This is a genomic window from Streptomyces sp. NPDC045678 (genome assembly GCF_056432085.1).
Genome location: NZ_JBWKJS010000005.1, coordinates 469,836 through 495,155 on the forward strand (window position 1 = coordinate 469,836; position 25,320 = coordinate 495,155).

A 25,320-nucleotide genomic window follows, 5' to 3' on the forward strand; every position below is an offset into this window, starting at 1 on the left:
CCGCCGCCCGCTAACCGGCCAGCAGCTCGTCCGCGTCCACGATCCGGTACGCGTACCCCTGCTCGGCGAGGAACCGCTGCCGGTGGGCGGCGAAGTCCTGGTCGATGGTGTCGCGCGCGACGACGGAGTAGAAGCGAGCCTCGTGCCCGTCGGCCTTGGGCCGCAGCACACGCCCGAGCCGCTGCGCCTCCTCCTGCCGCGACCCGAACGTGCCGGACACCTGGATGGCGACGGTCGCCTCGGGCAGGTCGATGGAGAAGTTGGCGACCTTGGAGACGACGAGGACGGAGATCTCGCCCCGGCGGAACGCGTCGAAGAGCTTCTCGCGCTGCGCGTTGGTCGTCTCGCCCTTGATGACGGGCGCGTCCAGGTGTTCGCCGAGCTCGTCGAGCTGGTCGATGTACTGCCCGATGACGAGGGTCTGCTCGCCGGCGTGCTTCTTGACCAGCGCCTCCGTCACCTTCCGCTTGGTCGCCGTGGTGGCGCAGAAGCGGTACTTCTCCTCGGCCTCCGCGGTGGCGTACGCGAGCCGCTCGCTGTCGGTGAGGTTGACCCGCACCTCGACGCAGTCGGCGGGCGCGATGTAGCCCTGCGCCTCGATCTCCTTCCACGGGGCGTCGAACCGCTTGGGGCCGATGAGCGAGAAGACGTCGGACTCGCGCCCGTCCTCGCGCACGAGGGTCGCGGTGAGGCCGAGGCGGCGGCGGGCCTGGAGGTCGGCGGTGAACTTGAAGACGGGCGCGGGCAGCAGGTGCACCTCGTCGTAGATGACGAGGCCCCAGTCGCGCGAGTCGAAGAGTTCGAGGTGCGGGTAGATGCCCTTCCGCTTGGTCGTGAGCACCTGGTACGTGGCGATGGTGACGGGCCGGATCTCCTTCCGCGTCCCGCTGTACTCGCCGATCTCGTCCTCCGTCAGGGAGGTCCGCTTCACCAGTTCGTGCTTCCACTGGCGGGCGGAGACCGTGTTGGTGACGAGGATGAGGGTGGTGGCCTTGGCCTGCGCCATGGCTCCGGCGCCGACCAGCGTCTTGCCCGCACCGCAGGGCAGCACGACGACACCGCTGCCGCCGTGCCAGAACCCCTCGACGGCCTGCTGCTGGTAGGGGCGCAGCGACCAGCCCGCCTCGTCCAGGTCGATCTGGTGCGCCTCGCCGTCGACGTATCCGGCGAGGTCCTCGGCGGGCCAGCCCAGCTTCAGCAGCGTCTGCTTGATCTGGCCGCGCTCGGAGGGGTGCACGGCGACGGTGTCGGGGTCGAGCCGGGCGCCGACGAGCGGCTGGACCTTCTTCGACCGCAGGATCTCTTCGAGCACCGGCCGGTCGGTGGTGGTGAGCACGAGGCCGTGGGTGGGGTGCTTGGAGAGCGTGAGGCGTCCGTACCGGGCCATCGTCTCGGCGACGTCGACGAGCAGCGCGTGCGGCACGGGGTACCGCGAGAACTCCACGAGCGCGTCCACGACCTGCTCCGCGTCATGCCCGGCGGCACGCGCGTTCCACAGCCCGAGCGGGGTGACCCGGTAGGTGTGGATGTGCTCGGGCGCCCGCTCCAGCTCGGCGAACGGCGCGATGGCGCGACGGCAGGCGTCGGCCTGCTCGTGGTCGACCTCGAGCAGGAGGGTCTTGTCCGACTGGACGATGAGGGGACCGTTCACGCGAGCGCCCTTTCCGTAGGCCAAACGTCCAGTGTGCCGCACCGGCGGCGGTACGCGGGGAGCGAAAGCGGCTGTACCCGGGCGGGACGGCGTCCCATTGTGGTGATCATGCTGACCCGAGTGGCCGTTCTCTCCGACATCCACGGCGTCCTGCCCGCCCTCGAAGCCGTCCTCGCGGAGCCGGAGGTGCGGGCGGCGGACCGGGTGGTGCTGACCGGTGACATCACGGCGGGCCCACAGCCCGCCGAGGTCCTCGACCTGCTGGCGGGGCTCGGCGACCGCGCCGTCCTGATCAGCGGCAACGCCGACCGTGAGCTGCTCGAACACCGCCGCGGCCACCGCGACACCATCCCCGACCCCATCGGCCCCTGGGCGGCGGAACAGCTCGGCGCGGACCACCTGGACCTCCTGGAACGGCTGCCGCGGTCGGCGCGCCTCACGCTCTCCGGCCTCGGCGACGTCCTCTTCTGCCACGCCACGCCCCGCGACGACGAGGAGATCGTCCTGGTCGACTCCCGCCCCGAGCGGTGGGCGGAGGTCCTCGACGGCGTCGAGGACGCCGTGCGCACGGTGGTCTGCGGCCACACCCACATGCCGTTCGTCCGCCTCGCCCACGGCCGCACGGTCGTCAACCCCGGCAGCGTCGGCATGCCCTACGGCCGCTCGGGCGCCCACTGGGCCCTCCTGGGCCCCGGCATCGACCTGCGCACCACGCGGTACGACATCGACGCCGCCGTCGCCCGCCTGACCAGGGAGTGCGACTACCCCGACATCGCGGCCTGGGCGGACCACTACCTGCGGGCCCGCGACAGCGACACGGAGGCGCTCTCGGTGTTCGGGCCGCTCGACGGACGGCAGGGGTGAGGCGGGTGGTGAGGCGGGTGCGGGCGGCCCGCACGGGCGTCAGCACACCGGGGACTCGGCCCGACCCGCTACCGTGAACCGGATGAGCACCGACGAGCCGCAGCCCACGGACAGCGCCGACGCGAGCGTCACCGCACCGCCGCGGGCGGCGGACGTGCCGCGGTCCCTCGCCGAAGCGCTCCGTTCCCGGGACGACGACGCGCTCGCCGGGCTGCTGCGGGCCCGGCCCGACCTCCTGAACCCCGTGCCGAACGACCTCACGCAGCTCGCCACCCGTGCCGGGACCCGGGCCTCCGTGGTGCGCGCGCTGGAGCGGCTCGACCGGTTCGCGCAGCAGGTCGCCGAGGTGCTCGCCGTGGCGTCGGAGCCCGCCTCGTACGACGAGGTGCGCCGGCTGCTCGCGGGGGACGACGGGGACGCCGCCGTCGAGGCCGCCCTGCCGCGCGCCCTCGCCACCCTCCACGAGCAGGCGCTGGTGTGGGGGCCCGACGACCGGCTGCGGCTCGTGCGCACCGCCCGCGAGCTCCTCGCCCCGGCCCCGCAGCACCCGTCCCCGACCGGTCTCGGCCCCACCGTCGCCGAGGCCACCGCCGGGATGTCCCCGACCCGGATCCAGGACATCGTCGCGGCGGCCGGCCTGCCCACCACCCACGACCCGGTGTCCGCCGTACGGTCGCTGACCGCGCTGTTCACGGACCGTACGCGGATGTCGGCGCTGCTCGACGAGGCGCCCGCGGAGTCCGTCGAGGTGCTGTCCCGGCTCGTGTGGGGCCCGCCCTACGGCCAGGTCACCGCCGACCCCGCACGCCACCTGCGCTGGCTCCTCGACCGGGGCCTGCTGCTTCCCACCGCGCCCGGCACGGTCGTGCTGCCCCGCGAGGCGGCCCTGCACCTGCGCGCGGGCCGCGCCCACCGCACGCCCGAGCCGGTGCCGCCGGCCGTCGAGGCCGCCCGCGAGTACCGTCCACAGGTTGTGGACGCGGCCGCCGCCGGACAGGCCTACACCGCGCTCGCCACCGTCGAGGAGCTCCTCAAGGACTGGGACGAGGGCGGGCCCGCGGTGCTGCGCGCGGGCGGTCTCAGCGTGCGCGACCTGAAGCGGACGGCGGTGGCGCTCGACACGTCCGAGCCGCTCGCCGCGTTCTGGGTCGAACTGGCCTACGCGGCGGGGCTGCTCGCCTCGGACGGCGAGGCCGACGAGCGGTACGCCGCGACGCCCGCGTACGACGAGTGGCAGGAGCTGCCCGCGGCCGAGCGCTGGACGGCGCTGGCCACGGCCTGGCTCGCGGCCACGCGCACGGCGGGGCTCGTGGGCGGCCGCGACGGCAAGGACCGCACGCTGTCCGCGCTCGGCCCGCACCTGGACCGCTCGACGGCCCCCGAGGTACGGCACCGAGTGCTCGCGCTCGCCGCCGCGCTGCCCGAGGGCACGGCGCCCGTCCCCGAGTCCCTCCAGGCCCGGCTCCGCTGGGAGCGCCCTTCCGCCTCCCGCGGCCGGCCCGCCCAGGACGGCGCGGCGAACCCCTCCGACTCACCGACCCCGGCCCCGCAGGATCTGCGCTCGCGCATCGCCCAGTGGACGCTGAACGAGGCGGAGTTGCTGGGCGTGACGGGGCGGGGGGCGCTGTCGTCGCACGGACGCGCGCTGCTGTCGTGGCCGGACTCCGACAGCACGTCCGCGGAGCGGAGCCTCGCCGCCGCCCACGCCACCCGGCTCCTCGCCCCCCTCCTCCCCGAGCCCCTCGACCACGTCCTGCTCCAGGCCGACCTCACCGCCGTGGCCCCCGGCCCGCTGGAGCGGCCGCTCGGCGACGCGCTCGCCGTCCTCGCCGACGTGGAGTCCAAGGGCGGCGCCACCGTCTACCGCTTCACTCCCGGTTCCGTACGCCGTGCGCTCGACGCGGGGCAGTCCGCGTCCGACCTGCACGCGTTCCTGGCCGCGCACTCACGCACCCCCGTCCCGCAGCCCCTCGCCTATCTCATCGACGACGTGGCGCGGAAACACGGCCACCTGCGGATCGGCGCCGCCTCCGCGTACGTCCGCTGCGACGACGAGGCCCTCCTCAACGAGATCCTCGCCGACAAGCGCGCCCAGAGCCTGCGGCTGCGCCGCCTCGCGCCCACCGTGCTCGCCGCCCAGGCGGACCCCGGCACGCTCCTCGACGGGCTGCGCGCGATGGGTTTCGCACCGGCGGCGGAGAGCGCGGAGGGCGACGTCCTGATCACCCGCGCCCACGCCCACCGCACGCCTCCCCGCTCGGCCCCCGAGCCGGTGCCGGACGGGCCGCCGCTGCCCGGCGACACGCTCATCGGCGCGGCGGTGCGGGCCATCCGCGCGGGTGACCTGGCGTCCACGGCGCCGCGCAAGGAGGCTCCGACGTCGCCGTCGGACGGCCGGCTGCCTCGTACGACGGCGGCCGAGACCCTCGCCACGATGCAGGCGGCGGTCCTGACCGGCGAGACGCTCTGGATCGGCTACGTCAACGCGGAGGGCACGGCGAGCCAGCGCGTCATCGCTCCGGTGCGGGTGGAGGGCGGGTTCGTCACGGCCTACGACCACACGGCGGACGAGGTCCGCACGTATCCCTTGCACCGGGTGACGGGCGTCGCCGAACTCGCGGACGACTGAGCGGGGCCGGGGCGGTGGCGCTCGCCTCCCCGGCGCGGGCCCGCCGTGACCGCCCGCGCAGTCCCCCTGGGCGCGACCGCACCAAGGCCGCCCATCTCCCCCGCGCCGGCCCGTCGTGGCCGATCGCGCAGTTCCCCGCGCCCCCAAAAGAACCCCGCAACCAGCCGCCCTCGCCCCTCGCCCAGGGCGGAACCGGGGCAGCGCCGCCGTCTTCCCGTACCGGTCCGTCGTGGCCGATCGCGCAGTTCCCCGCGCCCCTAAAAGAACCCCCCGCGACCAGCCGCCCCAGCCCAGGGCCGGACCGGAACAGTGCCGCACGTCTGCCCCGTGCCGGTCCGTCGTGGCTGATCGCGCAGTTCCCCGCGCCCCCAAAAGAACCCCGCAACCAGCCGCCCTCGCCCCTCGCCCAGGGCGGAACCGGAACAGCGCCGCCCGTCTGCCCCGTGCCGACCGTCGTGGCCGATCGCGCAGTTCCCCGCGCCCCTGGAAGGACCCCGCGACCGGCTGCCCCAGCCCCGGGCGTGGGTTCCCGGCTAATTCGTTGGCCCCCGCAGTCTTCTCCCGCCTAGGATGCCTCCTTCCCGCCTCCCCCGCGGAGCGCCGTCGGCCGGACGGAAACCGGTCGGTCACCTCGCCCGAGCAGCAGCAGAGCAGAGGCCCGTACACGACACCGCAGAACCGCCGGAGGCACCCCGTGCACGCCCACACCGATTCCCTTCCGTCCGCCGGGCCCCTGGCCAGGGAACGTTCGCATCTCGGTGCGTCCCGTGCCGCCCTGCGCGCCATGCGTGAGGACGCCGAGGCCCTCGACATCCGTGACGTCACCGCGAACTGGGTGAACGCCGCCGTCCTGTCGCGGCAGCTCGACGAGCGGATCAAGTCCCTCGCCGATCTCGCGCACACCCCACTGTTCTTCGGGCGGCTCGACTACCTGCACGCGCCCGGCGCGGAACAGGCCGAGGGGGCCGAGGGCGAGCAGTTCTACATCGGGCGGCGGCACGTGCACGACGCCGACGGGGACCCGATGGTCATCGACTGGCGCGCGCCGGTCTCGCAGCCGTTCTACCGGGCCTCGAAGAAGGACCCGATGGACATCGCGCTGCGCCGCCGCTTCGGGTACACGGGCGGGGACCTCACCGCGTACGAGGACGAGCACCTCAGCGACGCCACGGAGGCCGAGCGCACCAGCAAGCTCCTCCAGCAGGAGATCGAGCGGCCGCGCGTGGGGCCGATGCGGGACATCGTCGCCACCATCCAGCCCGAGCAGGACGAGATCGTCCGGAGCGGGCTGGGAGGCAGTGTGTGCGTGCAGGGCGGGCCGGGGACCGGGAAGACCGCCGTCGGACTGCACCGGGTCGCGTACCTGCTGTACGCCCACCGCGAGCGCCTCGCCCGCACCGGCACCCTCGTCATCGGGCCGAACGCCTCCTTCCTGCACTACATCGAGCAGGTCCTCCCCGCCCTCGGCGAGCTGGAGGTCAAGCAGGCCACCGTCGACGACCTCGTCGCCCACGTGGAGGTGCGCGGCACGGACGACGCCGCGGCCGCCCTCGTCAAGGGCGACGCCCGCATGGCGGAGGTGCTGCGCAAGGCCCTGCGGTCGCACGTCACCCTGCCCACCGAGCCGGTCGTGGTGGTGCGCGGATCGCGCCGGTGGCGGGTGCCCGCGTACGAGTTGGAGGAGATCGTCCGGGAGCTGCTCGCCCGGGACATCCGGTACGGCGCCGCGCGGGACGCCCTGCCGCAGCGCGTCGCGCACGCCGTGCTGGTCCGCATGGAGCAGGCGGGCGAGGCGCCGGACGACCGCGTGCAGGACGCGGTGGCCCGCAACACCGCGGTGAAGGCGGCCGTGAAGGCGGTGTGGCCGCCCGTGGACCCCGCGAAGCTCGTGCTGCGGCTGCTCTCCGACGCCGAGTTCCTCGCCGCGCACGCGGACGGTGTGCTGAGTGCCGACGAGCAGAAGGCCGTCCTGTGGGCGAAGCCCGCGCGGAGCGTGAAGTCCGCCAAGTGGTCCGCCGCGGACGCCGTCCTCATCGACGAGGCCACCGACCTCGTCACGCGCACCCATTCGCTCGGTCACGTGGTGCTGGACGAGGCGCAGGACCTGTCGCCCATGCAGTACCGCGCGGTGGGCCGACGCTGTACGACCGGCTCGGCGACCGTGCTGGGCGACCTGGCGCAGGGCACCACCCCGTGGGCGACCCGGAGTTGGGACGAGGCGCTGGCGCACCTCGGCAAGGACGGCGCCGTGGTGGAGGAGCTGACGGCCGGTTTCCGCGTACCGCGCGAGGTCATCGCGTACGCGTCACGGCTGCTGCCCGACATCGCGCCCGGGCTCACGGCGGTCGACTCGGTGCGTGAGTCGCCGGGTTCGCTCGCGGTGCGCCGGGTGGCGGGGAGCGGGGGCATCGGGGACAGCCCGGGTGCCGGGGGTGCCGGGGGCGCCGAAGTCCTGGACACCGGAGCCCTGGACGCCGGCTGCATCGAGGCGTGCGCGGAGTCGCTGCGGCAGGAGGGCTCCGTCGGCCTGATCGCCGCGGACGCCCGCGTTCCCGCCCTCGCCGACGCGCTGACGGCCGCCGGGATCACGTATCTCGACCCCGGTCAGGAGACGACGCCCGACACCCGGCTCACACTCGTGCCCGCGTCGCTCGCGAAGGGCCTGGAGTACGACTACGTGGTGCTCGACGAGCCGTCGGCCGTCGTGGCCGGCGAGCCCGACGAGCGCACGGGCCTGCGCCGTCTGTACGTGGCGCTGACCCGTGCGGTGTCCGGCCTGATCGTCGTCCACGCGGCCGACCTGCCGGGGCAATTGGCTTAGAGAGCCTGTCCTAGGGTCTGTCCTAGGGTCTGTCCTCCTTGAGGCCGTCCGTCGACGCCGCGCCATCCGTCGACGCCGCGCCGTCCGCCGCGCCGTCGGCGAACGGCGTGCGGGCGCCGGCCGTCGCCGCCGGCAGGTTCGTGACGATGAGCACGATGCCCGCGAACGTGATCATGCGGATGGCCGCGTCGAGCCCGTTCCAGGCGTCCGACTGCCACATGGCGAACCACTCGCCGCCGATCCCGATGAAGCCGACTCCGAAGAGGAGCAGGATCATCATCAGGCCTATGCTGCCCGCCCGTTGGGCCCGGAGCAGCTCGGCGGGGCGGCGCAGGGCCCGTGCCCACAGGACCGTCGCCGTGCCGAGGACCAGCGCGGCCAGGGTCTCCCAGGCGATGATCCCGACGTACGCCGCGTCCTGGAGCGCGGTGGACTCCACCGCGCGCCACTTCAATCCGTTGTCCTTGAAGGTCGTGTCCATCGCGAGGACATGGCGTACGAACTGCTGGTTGGTCTCGAAGTCGGTGATGTTCCCGAACGCGACGAGCGCGATGTAGAGCGCGATCGTTCCGGTGAGCAGCGTCGCGGCCACGGGCAGCGTTCCGGCGACGAGCGTCCGCTCCGCGGGACGCGTGTTCTCTGGTGTCGGCATGAAGTCCCCTCAGTGTCGACCCAGTTCTATCGCGTCCCGCGGTGAAATGATCACGCGGGAAATCGATCGCGCGGGAAAACGGTCAGTCGTCGAGCGCCGCCCGCCACTGGGCGACGGCCGCGGCGGAGACGGGCGCCGACCAGCCGTCGGGGCGCGCGGCCCCGCCGATGTGGAACGCGTCGACACCGGCGGCCCGCAGCCGCGGCAGGTGGTCGAGGCGCAGGCCGCCGCCGATGAGGAGCTGCGGCTCGTACCCGGGTTCGCCGCGCCGGGCCGACTCCGCGAGCAGGGTCGGCAGACCGTCGTCGACGCCGTCGGCGGAGCCCGCGGTGAGGTACGTGTCCAGGCCGGGCAGGTCGGCGAGCTGCTTGCGCAGGGCGTCGCGGTCGGCGGCGCGGTCGATGGCCCGGTGGAAGGTCCAGCGGCAGCCGTCGAGGGCGTCGACCAGCGCTTCGACGGCGGGCATGTCGGCGCCGCCCGCCTCGTCGAGGAAGCCGAGCACGAACTCGTCGGCGCCCTCGCTCCGGAGTTCGCGGGTGCGGCGCACCAGGGCGTCGATGCCGTCCGCGTCGTCCGCCTCACCCGCGGAGAATCCGTCGGCCAGCCTGAGCATGACGCGCAGCGGGATGTCGACGGCGGAGCGGATTCCGGCGAAGGTCTCGCGGGACGGGGTGAGGCCGTCCGCGGCCATGTCGGTCACCAGCTCGAGGCGGTCAGCTCCGCCGGCCTGGGCGGCGACGGCGTCCTCGGCGTCGAGGGCGATCACCTCCAGGACTGCACGCTTGCTCATGGATGTCTCTTCCTTCTGATCGCGATCCCAGTCACATAGGTCTAGTCCAATTGACAGCCTACGCGCAGAACACCCCGGCGCGGGCCGAGTCGCTCGCACCGGGGTGACCGGAATGATCTGGGGGGCGGGTCAGGACAGCGGCTTGAATCCCCGCAGCCGCAGGCTGTTGCCGACCACGAAGACCGAAGAGAACGCCATGGCGGCGCCCGCGATCATCGGGTTGAGCAGACCGGCGGCGGCCAGCGGCAGCGCGCCGACGTTGTAGGCGAAGGCCCAGAACAGGTTCGACCTGATCGTGCCGAGGGTGCGGCGCGAGAGCCTGATCGCGTCGGCCGCCGCCCGCAGGTCACCCCGTACGAGCGTCAGGTCGCCCGCCTCGATCGCCGCGTCCGTGCCCGTGCCCATCGCGAGCCCCAGGTCCGCCTGGGCCAGCGCGGCCGCGTCGTTGACGCCGTCGCCGACCATCGCCACGCTGCGCCCCTCGGCCTGCAGCCGCTTCACCACGTCGACCTTGTCCTGCGGCATGACCTCGGCGATCACGTCCCGCGGTGCGATGCCGACCTCCGCGGCGACCGACGCGGCGACCGCCTTGTTGTCGCCGGTCAGCAGGATCGGGGTGAGACCGAGCCCACGCAGCCGCTCGATGGCCTCGGCGCTGGTGTCCTTGACCGCGTCGGCGACCTCCAGGACCGCCCGCGCCTCGCCGTCCCAGGCGACCGCGATGGCGGTACGTCCCGCCGCCTCGGCCTCGGACTTGGCGCGCGCCAGCTCGGCGGGCAGCCGGATCTCCCACTCGGCGAGCAGCTGCTCGCGGCCGACCAGCACCGCGTGCCCCTCGACGATGCCCTGCACGCCGAGCCCGACGACGTTGGCGAAGTCCTCGGGGACGGGCAGCTCGCCCACCTCGGCGGCGGCACCGGCGGCGACGGCCCGGGCGATGGGGTGTTCCGAGGCGTGCTCCAGGGCGCCGGTGAATCGCAGGACGTCGGAGGCCGGGGTGCCGGGGGCGGTGTGGGTGGCGAGGAGCGTCATCCTGCCGGTCGTGACGGTGCCGGTCTTGTCGAGGACGATCGTGTCGACCTTGCGGGTGGACTCCAGGACCTCCGGGCCCTTGATGAGGATGCCGAGCTGGGCGCCGCGGCCGGTGCCGACCATGAGGGCGGTCGGCGTGGCGAGGCCCAGGGCGCACGGGCAGGCGATGATCAGTACGGCGACCGCGGCGGTGAAGGCGGCGGTGAGTCCCGCTCCGTTGCCGAGCCAGAAACCGAGGGTGGCGAGCGCCAGGCCGATGACGACCGGCACGAACACGGCGGAGATCCGGTCGGCGAGGCGCTGGGCGGCGGCCTTGCCGTTCTGCGCGTCCTCGACGAGCTTGGCCATGCGGGCGAGCTGCGTGTCGGCGCCGACGCGGGTGGCCTCGACGACGAGCCGCCCGCCGACGTTGAGGGTGGCACCGGTGACCGCGTCGTCCACGCCCACCTCGACGGGCACGGACTCGCCGGTGAGCATGGAGGCGTCCACGGCCGAGGTGCCCTCGACGACCCTGCCGTCCGTGGCTATCTTCTCGCCGGGCCGCACCAGGAACCGGTCGGCGACCTTCAACTCGCTCACGGGCACCGTCTCTTCACGCCCGCCTTCCCGCAGCACGGTGACGTCCTTCGCCCCGAGCTGGAGCAGCGCCTTGAGCGCGGCACCCGCCTTCCGCTTCGACCGGGCCTCGAAGTAGCGCCCGGCGAGGATGAACGCGGTGACGCCGGCCGCGGCCTCCAGGTAGATGTTCCCCGCACCGTCGCTCCGGGCGATGGTCAGTTCGAAGGGGTGCGTCATGCCGGGCGTGCCCGCGGTGCCGAAGAACAGCGCCCACAGGGACCAGAGGAACGCGGCCGACGTACCGACGGAGATCAGCGTGTCCATCGTCGCCGCGCCGTGCCGCGCGTTGGTGAACGCCGCCTTGTGGAAGGGCCAGGCCGCGTACGTCACGACGGGCGCGGCCAGCGTGAGCGACAGCCACTGCCAGTACTCGAACTGCAGCGCGGGTGCCATCGCCATCGCGATGACCGGCACGGAGAGGAGGACGGCGGCGGTCAGGCGCTGCCGCAGGGGCCGCAGCGCGTCACTGTCCTCACCGCCTTCACCGGTGCCCTCCTCGCCGCTTACGTCACCGGCGTTCCCGGTCGGCGCGGGGGCGGGTTCCCGCGCGGTGTAGCCGGTGGCCTCGACGGTGGCGATCAGGTCCCGCACGGAGACGTCGTCGCCGCGGTAGGTGACCTTGGCCTTCTCGGTGGCGTAGTTGACGGTCGCCTCGACGCCGTCCATGCGGTTGAGCTTCTTCTCGATGCGGGCGGCGCAGGAGGCGCAGGTCATGCCACCGATGGCGAGTTCGACCTCTGCCGCGGACGCGGCCGCCGCGGCGGCACCGGGGGTGGTGGTGGCCATGTCTGGGTCTCCTGTACGGGTGGGACGCCGATACCCGGGCCGGGTATCGCTGACGAGTCCATGTATACCCCTGGGGGGTAACTGAAGCAAGCAAAACCTCCGCTTGACTTCATACCCCCTGGGGGTATCTTCGACCTACGTACCACCGACCCGAACCCCGGAGGAGCCCTCATGAACACCGGCCTGAAGATCACCGCATTCGCCGCCGCCGTCGCAGCGACCTTCGGCACCGCGTACGGCGTGGGCACGGGCATCGACCCGGTCACGGACAGGGACAAGGCGCCGACGGCCCGGCACGGAGAGCACGAGGGCGAGGGGGAGGGCGAGCCCGCGCGGCAGAAGGAAGAGGAACCCACAGCAGCCGGACACACGCCCGGCGGCCTGCAGATCTCCGACGGCGGCTACACGCTCGAACTCGCCGACGCCCGCATCGCCGCGGACAAGAAGCAGCGGCTCAGCTTCACCGTCGTCGAGGACGCGACGGGCCGGAACGTCACCGCGTACGCACGGGAGCATGACAAGGAGCTGCACCTCGTCGTCGCCTCACGCGACCTGACGACCTACCGCCACCTCCACCCGACGCGCGCGGCGGACGGCACCTGGTCGACCGACGTCCGCCTCCCCGAGGCGGGCGGCTACCGCGTCTTCGCCGACTTCCGTCCCGAGGGCGCGAAGGAAGGCCTGACGCTGGGCGCGGACCTCGGCGTGGCGGGAGCGTACGAGCCCCGGGAACTGCCCGCGCGCACCACGACCACGAAGGTCGACGGCTACGACGTCACGCTGAAGGGCGAGCTCAAGACGGGCGCGGGCGGCGACCTCACGCTGAGCGTGGCGAAGAACGGCAGGCCGGTGACCGACCTGCAGCCCTACCTGGGGGCGTACGGCCACTTGGTGGCGCTGCGCTCCGGTGACCTCGCCCACCTCCACGTCCACCCGAACGGCACCCCGGGTGACGGGAGGACGGAGGCGGGCCCCGGCATCTCGTTCGGCACGGCGGCGCCGAGCAAGGGCGCGTACCGCCTGTTCCTGGACTTCAAGCACGGGGGCGAGGTCCGTACGGCGGCGTTCACGGTGTACGTGGGTGGGGCGGCGGACAAGGGGGACGGCGGGGTGGAGAAGGACGGCGGGGCGGGGGAGGGCGGCGGCCACCAGCACTGATGGGAAGCCGCCCGAACGCCACTGCCGAAGCCCCCTCCCGGCTCCCGCTCCTCCCCTCCACCCCCGCCCCGGCTCCCCCTACTCCCCCCGGCTCCCCCTCAGCCGAACAGCGACAACTCCTTCTCCGTGGCGCCCGCCAGCTCGTACCGCGTGCCGGCCAGCGGGCGCCCCGTGCACAGCCGGATCAGCGTCGGGGCGTCCCCGATGTAGCGGGCGGGCGGCCGCTTGCCGTCGGCGACGCCCAGGGTCAGCGGCTCGTCCCTGCCGTCGAGGTCCGCGTGCAGCGGCAGCGGCGACGCGGCATGCGCCGACCTGCTGAACTGTTCGAGCAGCGCCAGCGCGTCGTCGAGCCCGTCGCCCCCGTACGCACCCGGCTTCCCCCACGCCTCGCGCACGTCACCGGCGTGCACCCACTCGCCCAGCGCGACGCCGTCCAGATACCCCTTGGCGGCGGCCAGGACGGGCCCGGCCTCCGTCATGGCGTGCTCCAGCTCGTCCACGACACGGGCGTGCGACCAGTCGGCGCGCTCGGCGATGTCGCGTTCGTTGCACTCGGGCGAGTACACGCCCTCCTCGAAGCGGCCCTCCACCACGCGCATCAGCGCCGAGCCGCAGTGGGCGACGACATGCCGCACGGTCCAGCCCGGACAGCAGGTGCGGATCGCGTACGCGTCGTCGGGAGCGGCCCGCAACAGCGGTACGAGGGCGTCGCGTTCGGCGCGGAGGAGGCGTCCCGCGCGCTCGGGGTCGTATGTCTTCTCGTCGATCGTGGTCATGGCGGCAGCCAACCGTGTACGGGCTCCCGTGGCAACGGTGAAACCGTACGGCCGGGGTCCTCGGGCTAGGGTCGGATCCATGGCCGACGACAAGGACCTCCACGCCCGCTGGGCCACGACTCTGCTCCGCGCGAGCGGAGGCGCGTCCGGCGCCGACCCCGCCCCTTACGCGGAGCGCCTCCTCGCCCGCTGGGCCGAGCCGCAGCGCCGCTACCACACCACCGACCACCTGGCGGCGGTCCTGGACCACATCGACGTACTGGAAGAGCACGCCGAGAACCCCGAACTCGTGCGCCTGGCCGCGTGGTTCCACGACGCGGTGTACGCGCCCGACCGCACCGAGAACGAGGAGCGCTCCGCCCGCCTGGCCGAACGGGCACTGCCCGAGGCGGGCCTGACGGAGGAACGGACGGCGGAGGTCGCCCGCCTGGTGCGGCTCACCGTCACGCACGACCCCGCCGAGGGCGACACCAACGGCGAGACGCTGTGCGACGCCGACCTGGCGATCCTCGCGGCGCCCTCGGACACGTACGCGGCGTACGCGGCGGCGGTCCGCGAGGAGTACGCCTTCGTGCCGGACGAGGCGTTCCGGCAGGGCAGGGCGGAGGTCCTGCGGCAGCTCATGGCACTGCCCCGGCTGTTCCGTACCCCGTACGGGACGTCGAACTGGGAGAGCCCGGCGCGCGAGAACCTGGCGACGGAACTAAAACTGCTGTCGCCCTGACCACACGCGTACGTACGCTCTCCTCCATGTTGCACATGGGTGGGGACCGGATCGACGAGGCCGTCGCGCACGCGACCGCGGTGCTGCGCGCGGCGGCCGACCGCGACTGGAGCGTGAAGGCGGACGGGGTCGACTGGAGCTGCCTGAAGACGGCCGAACACATCGCGGGTGTCCTCGCCGCGTACGCGTGCCAGCTGACGGGCCGCGCCTCCGACGGCTGGGTGCCGCTCGACACCGCCCTCGACGTGGGCACGGGCCCCGAGGGAGCGGTCCACGCGATCGAGGCGGCCGCCGGCTTGCTGTCGGCGGTGGTCCGCACGACACCGCGCGGTGTCCGCGCCTACCACTCCTACCCGTCGGGCGGCGCGGACGCGTCGGGCTTCGCGGCGATGGGCGTCGCGGAGGTCCTCCTCCACACGCACGACATCGCCCAGGCGCTCGGGGTGGACGCGGAGCCGCCCGCCACGCTCCCCGAGGCGGTCCTGTCCCACCTCTTCCCGCACGTCCCGCCGACACCCGCGGGCGGCACGCCCTGGACGACCCTGCTGTGGGCCACGGGCCGCGGCGACCTGCCGGGCCGCGCCCGCGTCACGCGGTGGCGCTGGCACAACCCGCACGTGCTGCCCGCGGGCGAGCTCTCCCTGCGCGAGGTCACCCCCGCGGCGGCGGCTGATCTCGCCGAGGGCGGCACGGGCGGGCTCACGTGGCTGGGCGGCGGGCCCTTCGGAGGTACGCGGGCGGCCGCGGGCAGCGTGTTCAACAAGTACGTCGCCGGGGTGCACCGGCCCGGGTGGGGCGTGTACGCACTGGTGCGCACCGCGGACGAGGTGGCCGTCGGCGGCATGGGCTTCCACGGGCCGCCGGACGACAACGGGTGCGCGGAGGTCGGCTACGACCTGGTGGAGCAGGCCCGCGGCAACGGCTACGCGACGACGGCCCTCCGCGCGCTCTCCACCTGGGCCCTCACCCACCCCGAGGTGACCTCTCTGCTGGCCCTGACGACCCCCGAGAACACGGCGTCGCAGAAGGTGGCCACGGCGGCGGGCTACACCCGCCTCCCGGACCGCGCCCCGCACCACGCGTACGGCCTGCGCCGGGCCTGAGCCCTTCCTTTCCCCCCGGGCCGGCACCGCCAGGCTCCGAGCCGCGCCGTCACGACATCCCCGGCGGACCCGGCAACCCCGCCGGGCCCGGCCGACGAGGTCACCAAAATCCCCTCCTGGAACTAGAGTTGACGGAGCCCCGGATCACGGCGACCCCGGGGCTCACGAACCAGGGGTGGGACAGCATGACGACGGCGAACGACGACGCGACGGACCGGATCGAGGGCCGGATCGAGGGCCGGTCGCTGGCCTTCTGGGTCGAGGCCACCGACGAGGACACGGACCTCGAAGGACCCGGCGCCGACTCGAAGGGCCTCTTCAGCCGGGACGGCGACTCCGTACTGCGCTCCGTCCCCCTGGGACCGCTCCGCAAGAACCTCGCCGAGACGGTCGACGCGCTCCAGCAGGTCTTCAAGGAGGTCGCGGACCGGGACGACACGCTCGCCTTCGCGGAGGCACAGCTGTCCTTCCAGGTGACCGCGAGCGGCTCCATCCAGCTCATCGGCACCGGACAGGTGCAGGGGACCAGGGGCCTGACCCTGACGTTCAAGCGCCCGACGGCCTGAGCGCGCGACGGTGGCGCACAAGGCCCTGCTGATCGGCGCGAGCGACTACGACGAGCCGCTCCTCGACAGCCTGCCGTTCATCCAGGACGACCTGGCGCGGCTGCGCGACGTCCTCACCGACCGCGGCTTCCGGTCGGCGGAGATCGTCGAGAGCAAGCGGGGCATCATCCCCAGCGTCGTGCACGCCCAGGCCCGCGCGTTCCTGCGGGACGCGCGGGCCGACGACACGCTGTGGATCCTGCTCAGCGGGCACGGCTTCCACTTCGAGGGGCGGGACTACCTGGTCCCCGAGGACGCGACCTACGCCGTCGAGCCGTTCTCCGACGCGTGCGTCGAGATCGACTGGCGCCGGGAGCTGGAGGAGTCGCCCGCGAGCCACGTCGTCTTCCTCATCGACGCCTGCCGCGAGGGTGTCCAACGGGACGCCAAGGCAGGCCCGCCCGGCATGCGGAGCTGGACCCGCCGCGCGGTCGCCGCCTCGCTGCGCCGCAAGGTGGCGTACGTGTACGGATGCTCGGCGTCGCAACAGTCGCTGTTCGTACGCGAGTCGGAGACCGCGGCGCCCGGCTCCGACACCGGCATCGCGCCCGGCGAGTCGTTCAGCCTGTTCACCCGCGCGGTCGGCGACGTGATCGAGAAGAACCCGCACGCGATGCGGCTCCAGGAGTTCTTCCAGGAGGCGCAGACCCGCGTCACGGCTCTGCACCGCGCGTACAAGCAGCACAAACAGCCGGCCCGCGCCCCGCAACACCTCAGAGTGGTCTCCGAACTACCGCCCGGCGAGCAGGACTTCCCCCTCCTCCCCGGCCCCGACCGGCACACCGAGACCCACCCGTGGATCCGGTCGGTCGCCCAGCACCCGGTGTGGCAGCGCACGCGCCCGGGCCCGGCGCGGGACACCCTGCACGAGCTCTGCGGCACCCTCGCGACGGGTCTCGCCGCCGGGTACGAGAAGGCGGCGACCGCCCTGCACGCCGACCCGTGGCACGACTCCGAACTGGCCCTGCGCACCCACGACAGGCTCGGCTTCCTGACGCACCGGCTCGCGGACGGCGTGGAACTGTCCCCGTCCGAGGCCGCACTCGCCGTCCTCCTCCCGCTGGTCGAGCAGACCTTCTGGGCGCAGGAGGCGGAGCGGCGCCGCGACGTGCTGGCCGACGACGCGAAGGGCCCGGTCCCGGACCGGGACCGCTTCCGCAAGTTCGCCCTGGGCTTCCCGCGGATCAAGCGCAGGCTGCGCGCCCTGGAGCAGGCCAAGGTGGCGGACGGCTCGGTGGAGCGGATCCGCTGGTGGCTCTACCACCGCTGGCTGATCCAGCAGCCGGAGGTGTACGCGGCGGAGTCCCTGAAGCTGCTGATCGGCGGCCCGGCGAACGCGTCCGAACACCCGCGCTGGGTGACCGACTCCCTCTCCGAGAAGCGCCTGATGCGCTTCCTCCAGGAGCATCGTGCCGCGCCCTTCGCCACCGCGCGGGGTGACGGTCCGCACGACCGCGACACGGTCGCCGCGAGCGCGCCCGACGAGCACGAGGTGCGCGAGCCGCTGGTCGCGGCGCTCACGAAGGCGGCGTACGCGATGGCGGTGGACCCCGTCGACCTCCCCGAGATCGTCGTGGAACACCTGGGCATCTCGGACAGCGTGAACCTGGACGAACTCCGCACCACGGTCCGCGGCTCGGACTGGCGCACGTCGGGCACGGGCCGCTCCCTCAACGCGGTGTGCGACCACCCGGCGGTACAGATCGCCCTGCGCGAGCACGCGTCGCGCGTGGACGGCCTGCTCCGGGACATCAACAAGGCGAACAACCCGACGCTCGCGCCTCTGTCGACGCTGCCGCCGTACGCGGACGGTTCGCGGGTCCGCCTCGGCGGCAACACGCCGGAACAGCTCTCGGACGGCATCCGCTTCCAGCTGGCGGAGGACCGGGTCCAGGAGCTCCTGATGGGCGAGGAGCTGTACGGCGAGCGGGACTTGGCGGTCCGCGAGGTCTACCAGAACGCGCTGGACGCGGTCCGTTACGCCGACCGCCGCCGGGAGTACCTGCGGCGCACCGGCCGCCCGACCGCCCCCTGGGAGGGGCGGATCGACTTCGTCCAGGGCGTGGGGGACGACGGCCGCCCCTACCTGGAGTGCCGCGACAACGGCATCGGCATGAGCGTACGAGAACTCCGCGACGTCTTCTCCCAGGGCGGCGCCCGTTTCGTGGACCTGCCCGAGTACATCGAGGAGCAGGCGGCCTGGGCGGAGCTCCCCGACCCGAAGATCGAGCTGCACCCCAACTCCCGTTTCGGCATCGGGGTCCTGAGCTACTTCATGCTGGCCGACGAGATCGTCGTCCGCACGTGCCGCCTCGGCAAGGACGGCCGCCCGGGCCGCCTGCTCCAGGTGTCGATCGCCGGCCCCGGCAACCTCTTCCGGGTGGAGGACCTGGGTTCCCGGGACGAATGCGGCACGACGGTACGGCTGCTGCTCACCCAGCACCGGAGGCCGATCTCCTGTGTGGACGTGTTGCAGCAGGTGCTCTGGGTGGCCCCTTACCGGACGACGGCCGAGCACGGCGCGCGCCGCCATGAGTGGGCGCCGGGTGAGGCGACCCTGACGGGGTTGGAACTGGTCCAGACGTCGCATTCCCAGAATGTGCCGGTGAGCATGCGCAGCAGCACCATCCAGCCCTCGTCCGACCCGGATCTGTGGTGGGTGGACGGCAGAGGGTGGCTCCTCGCGGACGGCCTGTGGGCCTCCGCACGGTCCTTCGCCGACCTGCATGGCTTTGTACTCAATCTGTACGGGGAGCGGCAACCCGAGCTGAGTGTCAGCCGTTCGAACATCCAGGAGTACGACTGGGACCACGTCAAGGAGCGGATCAGTGCGGCCGCACCCAGTCTCTTCGCCGGTCGGCGGTCCCTGGCAACGGTGAGGTGGCTCGCGCGACTGTGCGACATGTCCGTCGACCTGGCCGACCGCGTCGGTGCGCACGCACGCGAGGCGGACGTGCCCTGGGAACTGGCCCCCGGAACCGTCCTGCCCTACAGCAAGGTCGGCTTCTTCCCTCCGGACCAGACACTGCTCCCGCTGGTCACCGGCGTCTTCCCCGAGGTGTACGGCGAGCAGACGGCCTCGTACCTGTGCAACTTCCCGTCGCATGTGCTGCGGTGGCGTCTGCTGACGCTGTACCGGGCGGGGCTCGGCGAGCCGCTCGCAGCCGGGGCTCCCGACGCGCCGGATCCGTGTGCCCGCCCGTCAGATCTGTCGCTGCTCAACACGCACGGCGGGTTCACCCTGTGGGACGCGAACCTGACCGTCTGGCACCAGGGCAACAACAGGCTGGGGACGCCGCCCTCACCTGCCCTGGCCAGGACCGGCGCGCCCAGTCTCAAGCTGCTCTTTCCCTGGTGTGACCCGGACAGGACCCTCACCGTCACGGACATCTTCAAGCGCGCCATGTTCACCGAACTGTCCGCCGCGGAAGTGGCCGACCGCCTCACCGCACTCGGTTACCGCGTCGAGCCCCTGCACGCGTGGTCCACGGTCGGCCCGGAGGACCTTCCCCTCTTGCTCACCGGTTCTTTCGGCACGTGGCTCGAGCCGGGGGCGACCCTTACCGCCGCGCAGGTCTGCGTCAGCGCGGCGCGGGCCGCGTGCACCACCCCCCACGCGGCCCGGCGGCTTCGGGAACTGGGATTCGACGTGCCGGCCGACGTTCCCGTCCGCGAGACCTGGACCGAAGAAGAACAGAGGGTCATCCACAACTTCTGCCAGCTGCACCCCGACCCCGCACCCAACGGCCTGTCCGCGGACGTCTCGCCGGGCCAGCTCGCGAGTGTGGCCCACGAGTCGGGCTGTTCCCTCCACCAAGCGGCCGAATTGCTGACCGGTCTCGCTTTCACCGTCGAGACGCCGGACATCGAGCTGTCCGACGACGACCGGGCCATCATGGAGTACGAAGGGGCGCAGCCCTGGCCGTACCGGCCCGTGCCCTGGGCCTACGTAATGGCCGTCGCGCGCCGGTTCGGTTCGCCCGAGAGCACGGCGAAGCGGCTGCGGGAGCTGGGCTTCGAGGTCACCCCTCCGCGAGCCGTCGACGAGCAGCTGTCCAAGAAGGACATCGAGTTCCTCGGCCCGATCGTGGGGCACGCTCCGGAGGAGCCGCTGTCTCTGTCCGACCTCGCGGAGGTGGCGACGGAAGCCGGTGTGCCGCTGGTCGAGGCAGCGGACCGGTTGGCCTCCCTGGGGTACGCGTGCGAACCCGCTTCGGCGCTGCTCGCCACGCTGCAACGCCAGGACGCGCAGGTGGTGCGTTTCGGGTACACGCTGCTCGCCGCTGAGAGGTACGGATCCATCCCCCTCTCCGCCCAGTACGCCGCCGCCTTGCACACCGGCCAGTACGGCCCTGAAATGGACGACATGACCAAGGCACTCAGCAGCCTCGGCTACGGAGTGGACCCCGTCACCGAAGCCTGGTCCAAGGAACGCAATGCCGAGTGGCACCTGACCCGCGCCCTCAAGAGCGACACCGTGGACCTCACGCTCGGGAGCTGGAACCACCCACCGCTCTCCCTGACCACGCTCGTGACCGTGGCCGCACGCCTCTGCCTGACCTTCCACCACGTGGCCCGCGAGGCAACCGCCCTCGGCCTGCGCCACGAGGCGGAAGGCTGGTTCGCCCCGTCCGAGCCGTACGCCCCCGAGGAGCAGGGACCCACGCCCCCGCCCACCCCTTAGGCGGGCCGCCCCTTGGGCCTCCGCAACCCCGCCCCTGTAAGCCTCCGCACCAGCTCCTTCGAGCCGACCTCCACCGCCCCCGCCCGCACCGCGTCCGCGTACCGCTCCGCGGGCACGTCGTAGTGGTCGCGGTCGAAGGCGCGCCGCGGGCACCCCACCGACGCCGCGAACGCGTGCAGCTCGTCGAAGGAGACGTCGCTGACCAGGTGGGACCAGAGCCGACCGTGGCCCGGCCAGGTCGGCGGGTCTATGTAGACGCTCACGACAGGCCCCCCACCGGCGCCACGACCACGCCCGCCTTGCCGCACACCCAGTGCGGGTCGGGGCCCAGCTCCGGTTCCACGTCCAGCGCGTGCGGGTCGCCCGAGCCGCAGACCGGGCACAGCGGCCACCGCCCGTACCGCTCCAGGAGCGCGTCCTGGACGTCCTGGGCGACGAGACCGGCGACGTACTCGATGCCCTCCGGCCACTGCTCGACCCACCAGCGGCGGTGCGCCACCGACTCCTCGACGAGTGAGACGACCTCGGCCTGCGCGACCTCGCGGGCCACCAGGTCGGCGAGGACAAGGGCGCGAGCGGCGTGCAACGCCTGCTCCAAGGGGTCGATCGTGTCCATGCAGCCATTGTCGCCCCGTACGCGACAACCGCGAAAAGGACGCCGGGGGGGCCGTTGGTCCCACCCGGGCTCGGGACCAAAAGGGTCTTGACCGGCCACCAGTCCGAAAATATCTTTCACATGTGACCCATGATGTGAAGGAAATTTTCGCGGACGCCGCGCCCCCCGCCCCCGCCGCCCTCGCGGCCAAGGTGCGGACCCTCGCGCCGTCGATGACCCGCTCCATGCAGCGGGTCGCCGAGGCCGTCGCCGGCGACCCCGCGGGATGCGCCGCCCTCACGGTCACCGGACTCGCCGAGCTCACCGGCACCAGCGAGGCGACCGTCGTGCGCACCGCCCGCCTCCTCGGCTACCCCGGCTACCGCGATCTGCGCCTCGCCCTCGCCGGCCTCGCCGCCCAGCAGCAGTCGGGCCGCGCCCCCGCCGTCACCGCGGACATCGCCGTCGACGACCCGATCGCGGACGTCGTCGCGAAGCTGGCCTACGACGAGCAGCAGACCCTCGCCGACACCGCCGCGGGGCTCGACACCGTGCAGCTCGGCGCCGCCGTCGCCGCGCTCGCCACCGCCCGCCGCGTGGAGATCTACGGCGTCGCCGCCTCGGGCCTGGTCGCCCAGGACCTCGCCCAGAAGCTGCTCCGGATCGGGCACATCGCGCACGCGCACTCCGACCCGCACCTCGCCGTCACCAACGCCGTGACGCTGCGCGCCAAGGACGTGGCAATCGCGATCACCCACTCCGGCTCGACCGGCGACGTCATCGAACCCCTCCGCGTCGCCTTCGAGCACGGCGCCACGACGATCGCGATCACCGGCCGCCCCGGCGCGGCCGTCTCCCAGTACGCCGATCACATACTGACCACTTCCACGGCCCGCGAGAGCGAGCTGAGGCCCGCGGCGATGTCGTCCCGTACGAGTCAACTCCTCGTCGTGGACTGCCTGTTCGTGGGCGTGGCGCAGCGGACGTACGAGACGGCGGCGCCCGCGCTCGCCGCCTCCTACGAAGCGCTCGCCCACCGTCACCGCCCGCGCGGCGGCGGCAACCGCTGACCCCACCCGACCAGCCCCCCGCACCGGACACGAAAGAGCCGCAGACGCCATGACCTCGACCACCGACGCGACCGACACCGGCGACAACTACGGGGAACTCCGCGCCCAGCTCGCCACCCTCACCACCGAGGCGTTCCGGCCCGAGCTCTCCGAGATCGACCGGCTGCCCACCGAGGAGATCGCGAAGATCATGAACGGCGAGGACGCCTCCGTGGCCACCGCCGTCGCCGAGCAGCTCCCCGCCATCGCCGCCGCCATCGACGGCACCGCCGAGCGCATGGCCCGCGGCGGCCGCCTGATCTACGCGGGCGCGGGCACCGCGGGACGCCTCGGCGTGCTCGACGCCTCCGAGTGCCCGCCCACGTTCAACACCGACCCGAGCGAGGTCGTCGGGCTCATCGCGGGCGGGCCGAGCGCCATGGTCAAGGCGGTCGAGGGCGCGGAGGACAGCAAGGAGCTCGCCGCCGACGACCTGGAGGGCCTGAACCTCACCGAGGACGACGTCGTCGTCGGCATCTCCGCCTCCGGCCGCACCCCGTACGCGATCGGCGCGGTCGAGTACGCCCGCGAGCGCTACGGCGCGCTCACCATCGGCCTCTCCTGCAACGCGGACAGCGCGCTCGCCGCCGCGGCCGAGCACGGCATCGAGGTCGTCGTCGGCCCCGAACTCCTCACCGGCTCGACCCGCCTCAAGGCGGGCACGGCCCAGAAGCTCGTCCTCAACATGCTGTCGACGATCACGATGATCCGCCTCGGCAAGACGTACGGGAACCTGATGGTGGACGTGCGCGCGTCCAACGAGAAGCTGCGGGCCCGCTCCCGCCGCATCGTCGCCCTCGCCACGGGCGCCTCCGACGAGGAGATCGAGGCCGCCCTCGCCGCCACGGACGGAGAGGTGAAGAACGCCATCCTCACGATCCTCGGCGGGGTCGACGGTCCCGCGGCCGCCGAGCTCCTCGCCACGTCCGACGGCCACCTCCGAGCGGCCCTCGACAACGCCCGTACCAGCTAGGACGCCCCCCAGGCACACCGCCACCCCCAGGCACAGCGCCACCCGGCGCCACCGCGCCACCACCCGCACAGCAAGGCACACGCACCATGGCACCTGACAAGAACCGCGCCACCGCCGCCGCGATCCTCCCCCTCGTCGGCGGTGCCCGGAACATCACGTCCGTCGCCCACTGCATGACCCGGCTCCGCCTGGGCCTCGCCGACCGTTCGCTCGTCGACGACGACGCGCTGAAGGCCCTGCCCGCCGTGATGGGCGTGGTCGAGGACGACACGTACCAGATCGTGCTCGGGCCGGGCACGGTCGCCCGGGTCACGCCGGAGCTGGAAGCGATGGTGGCGGAGAGCGGCGCGGCCGCCGAGACCCGGCCCGAAGCCACCGAACACGCTCCCACAGCCGCCGAACTGGCCGCTCAGGGCGCCGCGATCAAGGAAGCGCGCAAGGCGAAGAACGCCACCCCCTTCAAGCTCTTCCTGCGCCGCGTCGCGAACATCTTCGTGCCGCTGATCCCCGCCCTGATCGGCTGCGGCATCATCGCGGGCATCAACGGCCTCCTGGTCAACCTGGAGTGGCTGCCCTCGGTCACCCCCGCGCTCGCCGCCATAGCCTCCGGCTTCATGGCGCTGATCGCGGTGTTCGTCGGCTACAACACGGCGAAGGAGTTCGGCGGTACGCCGATCCTGGGCGGCGCGGTCGCGGCGATCATCGTGTACGCGGGCGTCGCGAACATCACCGCCTTCGGCCAGAAGCTCTCCCCCGGCCAGGGCGGCGTCCTCGGCACGCTGGGTGCGGCGGTCCTCGCCACGTACATCGAGAAGTGGTGCCGGAGGTGGGTGCCGGAGGCGGTGGACGTCCTCGTCACCCCCACCCTCACGGTCCTGATCTCCGGCCTGGTCACGATCTTCGGCCTGATGTTCCTGGCGGGCGAGGTGTCGACCGGCATCGGCACGGCCGCGAACTGGCTCCTGGACAACACGGGCGCGTTCGCGGGCCTGGTCCTCGGCGGCCTGTTCCTCCCCCTGGTCATGCTGGGCCTGCACCAGGCGCTGATCCCCATCCACACCACCCTCATCGAGCAGCAGGGCTTCACCGTCCTCCTCCCTATCCTGGCGATGGCGGGCGCGGGCCAGGTCGGCTGCGCGATCGCGGTCTACAAGCGCCTGAAGAACAACACCTCCATCCGTACGACGATCAAGTCGGCGCTCCCCGCGGGCTTCCTGGGCGTGGGCGAGCCCTTGATCTACGGCGTCTCGCTCCCCCTCGGCCGCCCCTTCGTCACGGCGTGCGTGGGCGGCGCCGCGGGCGGCGCGTTCATCGGCTTCTTCTCGATGCTCGGCGACAAGGTCGGCTCCACGGCGATCGGCCCGTCCGGCTGGGCGCTCTTCCCGCTCCTGGACGGCAGCGAGGGCCTCGGCGCGACCGTCCTGATCTACGGCGGCGGACTGCTCGTCGGCTACCTCGTCGGTTTCTTCGCCACGTACTTCTTCGGCTTCAGCAAGCGGATGCTGGTGGAGCTGAACGCGGACGTGGATGCCGGGGAGTCCCCCGCGGCCCGAGCGGAGGCGGAGCCCACGACGCCCGACTCCGGCTCCGACTCGGCTAAGGCGCGCTTCTACGCCGGGGCCTGACCGACGGCCCGGGAAGCGTCCGGCGGCCTCGCGGCCCGCGAGGGAGGCGGGGGCCAACGGGGAGGGTTCCACAGCGGGAGGGGGGGAAAACGGGGGGACCTTTTTGAGGGGGAAGGAAGGGGAAA

18 protein-coding genes are annotated in these 25,320 nt (G+C 73.0%); 11 read left to right on the forward strand and 7 right to left on the reverse strand.

Going from position 1 to position 25,320, the window contains the following annotated elements; genetic code table 11:
• Positions 1-10 precede the first annotated feature (10 nt).
• Entirely contained in the window at positions 11-1,651 is a 1,641-nt protein-coding gene (locus AC07DO_RS20205) for a DNA repair helicase XPB (protein ID WP_479061310.1), read from the reverse strand.
• A 108-nt stretch (positions 1,652-1,759) separates the two neighbouring features.
• Between AC07DO_RS20205 and AC07DO_RS20210 the strand changes: the two genes are divergently transcribed.
• The 3 genes from AC07DO_RS20210 to AC07DO_RS20220 all read left to right on the forward strand — a co-directional run bounded on the left by AC07DO_RS20210 (position 1,760) and on the right by AC07DO_RS20220 (position 7,965).
• Positions 1,760-2,515: a metallophosphoesterase family protein gene (locus tag AC07DO_RS20210; protein WP_479061311.1), complete on the forward strand. Its 756-nt coding sequence runs from the start codon at positions 1,760-1,762 to the stop codon at positions 2,513-2,515.
• An 82-nt stretch (positions 2,516-2,597) separates the two neighbouring features.
• Complete coding sequence (locus AC07DO_RS20215; protein WP_479061312.1) at positions 2,598-5,144, forward strand: helicase-associated domain-containing protein; 2,547 nt, start codon at positions 2,598-2,600, stop codon at positions 5,142-5,144.
• Between the two features lie 784 nt (positions 5,145-5,928).
• Positions 5,929-7,965 (forward strand): HelD family protein, encoded by a 2,037-nt coding sequence (locus tag AC07DO_RS20220; RefSeq protein ID WP_479061314.1) that lies wholly within the window; start codon positions 5,929-5,931, stop codon positions 7,963-7,965.
• Positions 7,966-7,987: 22 nt separating this feature from the next.
• Here AC07DO_RS20220 and AC07DO_RS20225 read toward each other — a convergent pair whose 3' ends face one another.
• The 3 genes from AC07DO_RS20225 to AC07DO_RS20235 form a co-directional block, all read right to left on the reverse strand.
• Positions 7,988-8,617 (reverse strand): DUF2165 domain-containing protein, encoded by a 630-nt coding sequence (locus AC07DO_RS20225; RefSeq protein WP_479061316.1) that lies wholly within the window; start codon positions 8,615-8,617, stop codon positions 7,988-7,990.
• Between the two features lie 82 nt (positions 8,618-8,699).
• A complete protein-coding gene (locus tag AC07DO_RS20230) occupies positions 8,700-9,407 on the reverse strand; it encodes a copper homeostasis protein CutC (RefSeq protein WP_479061317.1) in 708 nt (235 codons plus the stop codon).
• 129 nt (positions 9,408-9,536) lie between these two features.
• Entirely contained in the window at positions 9,537-11,843 is a 2,307-nt protein-coding gene (locus AC07DO_RS20235; protein WP_479061318.1) for a heavy metal translocating P-type ATPase, read from the reverse strand.
• A gap of 171 nt (positions 11,844-12,014) precedes the next feature.
• Here AC07DO_RS20235 and AC07DO_RS20240 point away from each other — a divergent pair, with 171 nt between their 5' ends.
• Entirely contained in the window at positions 12,015-13,001 is a 987-nt protein-coding gene (locus AC07DO_RS20240; protein ID WP_479061319.1) for a hypothetical protein, read from the forward strand.
• 98 nt (positions 13,002-13,099) lie between these two features.
• Here AC07DO_RS20240 and AC07DO_RS20245 read toward each other — a convergent pair whose 3' ends face one another.
• The gene (locus AC07DO_RS20245; protein ID WP_479061321.1) at positions 13,100-13,777 is read right to left on the reverse strand and encodes a maleylpyruvate isomerase family mycothiol-dependent enzyme; all 678 of its coding nucleotides are present in this window, start codon (positions 13,775-13,777) and stop codon (positions 13,100-13,102) included.
• 79 nt (positions 13,778-13,856) lie between these two features.
• Between AC07DO_RS20245 and AC07DO_RS20250 the strand changes: the two genes are divergently transcribed.
• The 4 genes from AC07DO_RS20250 (at position 13,857) to AC07DO_RS20265 (ending at position 20,893) form a co-directional block, all read left to right on the forward strand.
• Positions 13,857-14,501 carry an HD domain-containing protein gene (locus tag AC07DO_RS20250; RefSeq protein ID WP_479061323.1) on the forward strand — a complete coding sequence of 215 codons (645 nt, stop codon included), beginning with the start codon at positions 13,857-13,859 and terminating at the stop codon, positions 14,499-14,501.
• A gap of 26 nt (positions 14,502-14,527) precedes the next feature.
• The gene (locus AC07DO_RS20255) at positions 14,528-15,604 is read left to right on the forward strand and encodes a GNAT family N-acetyltransferase (RefSeq protein WP_479061325.1); all 1,077 of its coding nucleotides are present in this window, start codon (positions 14,528-14,530) and stop codon (positions 15,602-15,604) included.
• A gap of 185 nt (positions 15,605-15,789) precedes the next feature.
• Complete coding sequence (locus AC07DO_RS20260) at positions 15,790-16,170, forward strand: Pepco domain-containing protein (protein WP_479061326.1); 381 nt, start codon at positions 15,790-15,792, stop codon at positions 16,168-16,170.
• Positions 16,171-16,180: 10 nt separating this feature from the next.
• On the forward strand, positions 16,181-20,893 hold the full coding sequence (locus AC07DO_RS20265) for an HD domain-containing protein (protein WP_479061328.1): 4,713 nt from the start codon (positions 16,181-16,183) through the stop codon (positions 20,891-20,893).
• On the opposite strand, the gene AC07DO_RS20270 is transcribed toward AC07DO_RS20265, so the two are convergent.
• Positions 20,890-21,156 (reverse strand): DUF4031 domain-containing protein, encoded by a 267-nt coding sequence (locus AC07DO_RS20270; protein ID WP_479061329.1) that lies wholly within the window; start codon positions 21,154-21,156, stop codon positions 20,890-20,892. The two genes, AC07DO_RS20265 and AC07DO_RS20270, sit on opposite strands and share 4 nt — an antisense overlap.
• The gene (locus tag AC07DO_RS20275; RefSeq protein ID WP_385938340.1) at positions 21,153-21,509 is read right to left on the reverse strand and encodes a hypothetical protein; all 357 of its coding nucleotides are present in this window, start codon (positions 21,507-21,509) and stop codon (positions 21,153-21,155) included. The genes AC07DO_RS20270 and AC07DO_RS20275 overlap by 4 nt, the downstream gene beginning before the upstream one ends.
• Before the next feature lie 122 nt (positions 21,510-21,631).
• On the opposite strand from AC07DO_RS20275, the gene AC07DO_RS20280 reads away from it, so the two are divergent.
• The 3 genes from AC07DO_RS20280 to AC07DO_RS20290 all read left to right on the forward strand — a co-directional run bounded on the left by AC07DO_RS20280 (position 21,632) and on the right by AC07DO_RS20290 (position 25,195).
• Positions 21,632-22,558 (forward strand): MurR/RpiR family transcriptional regulator, encoded by a 927-nt coding sequence (locus tag AC07DO_RS20280; protein ID WP_479061331.1) that lies wholly within the window; start codon positions 21,632-21,634, stop codon positions 22,556-22,558.
• A gap of 49 nt (positions 22,559-22,607) precedes the next feature.
• Entirely contained in the window at positions 22,608-23,570 is a 963-nt protein-coding gene (murQ, locus tag AC07DO_RS20285) for an N-acetylmuramic acid 6-phosphate etherase (protein ID WP_479061333.1), read from the forward strand.
• An 86-nt stretch (positions 23,571-23,656) separates the two neighbouring features.
• A complete protein-coding gene (locus tag AC07DO_RS20290) occupies positions 23,657-25,195 on the forward strand; it encodes a PTS transporter subunit EIIC (protein ID WP_479061335.1) in 1,539 nt (512 codons plus the stop codon).
• The last annotated feature ends 125 nt before the right edge of the window (positions 25,196-25,320 follow it).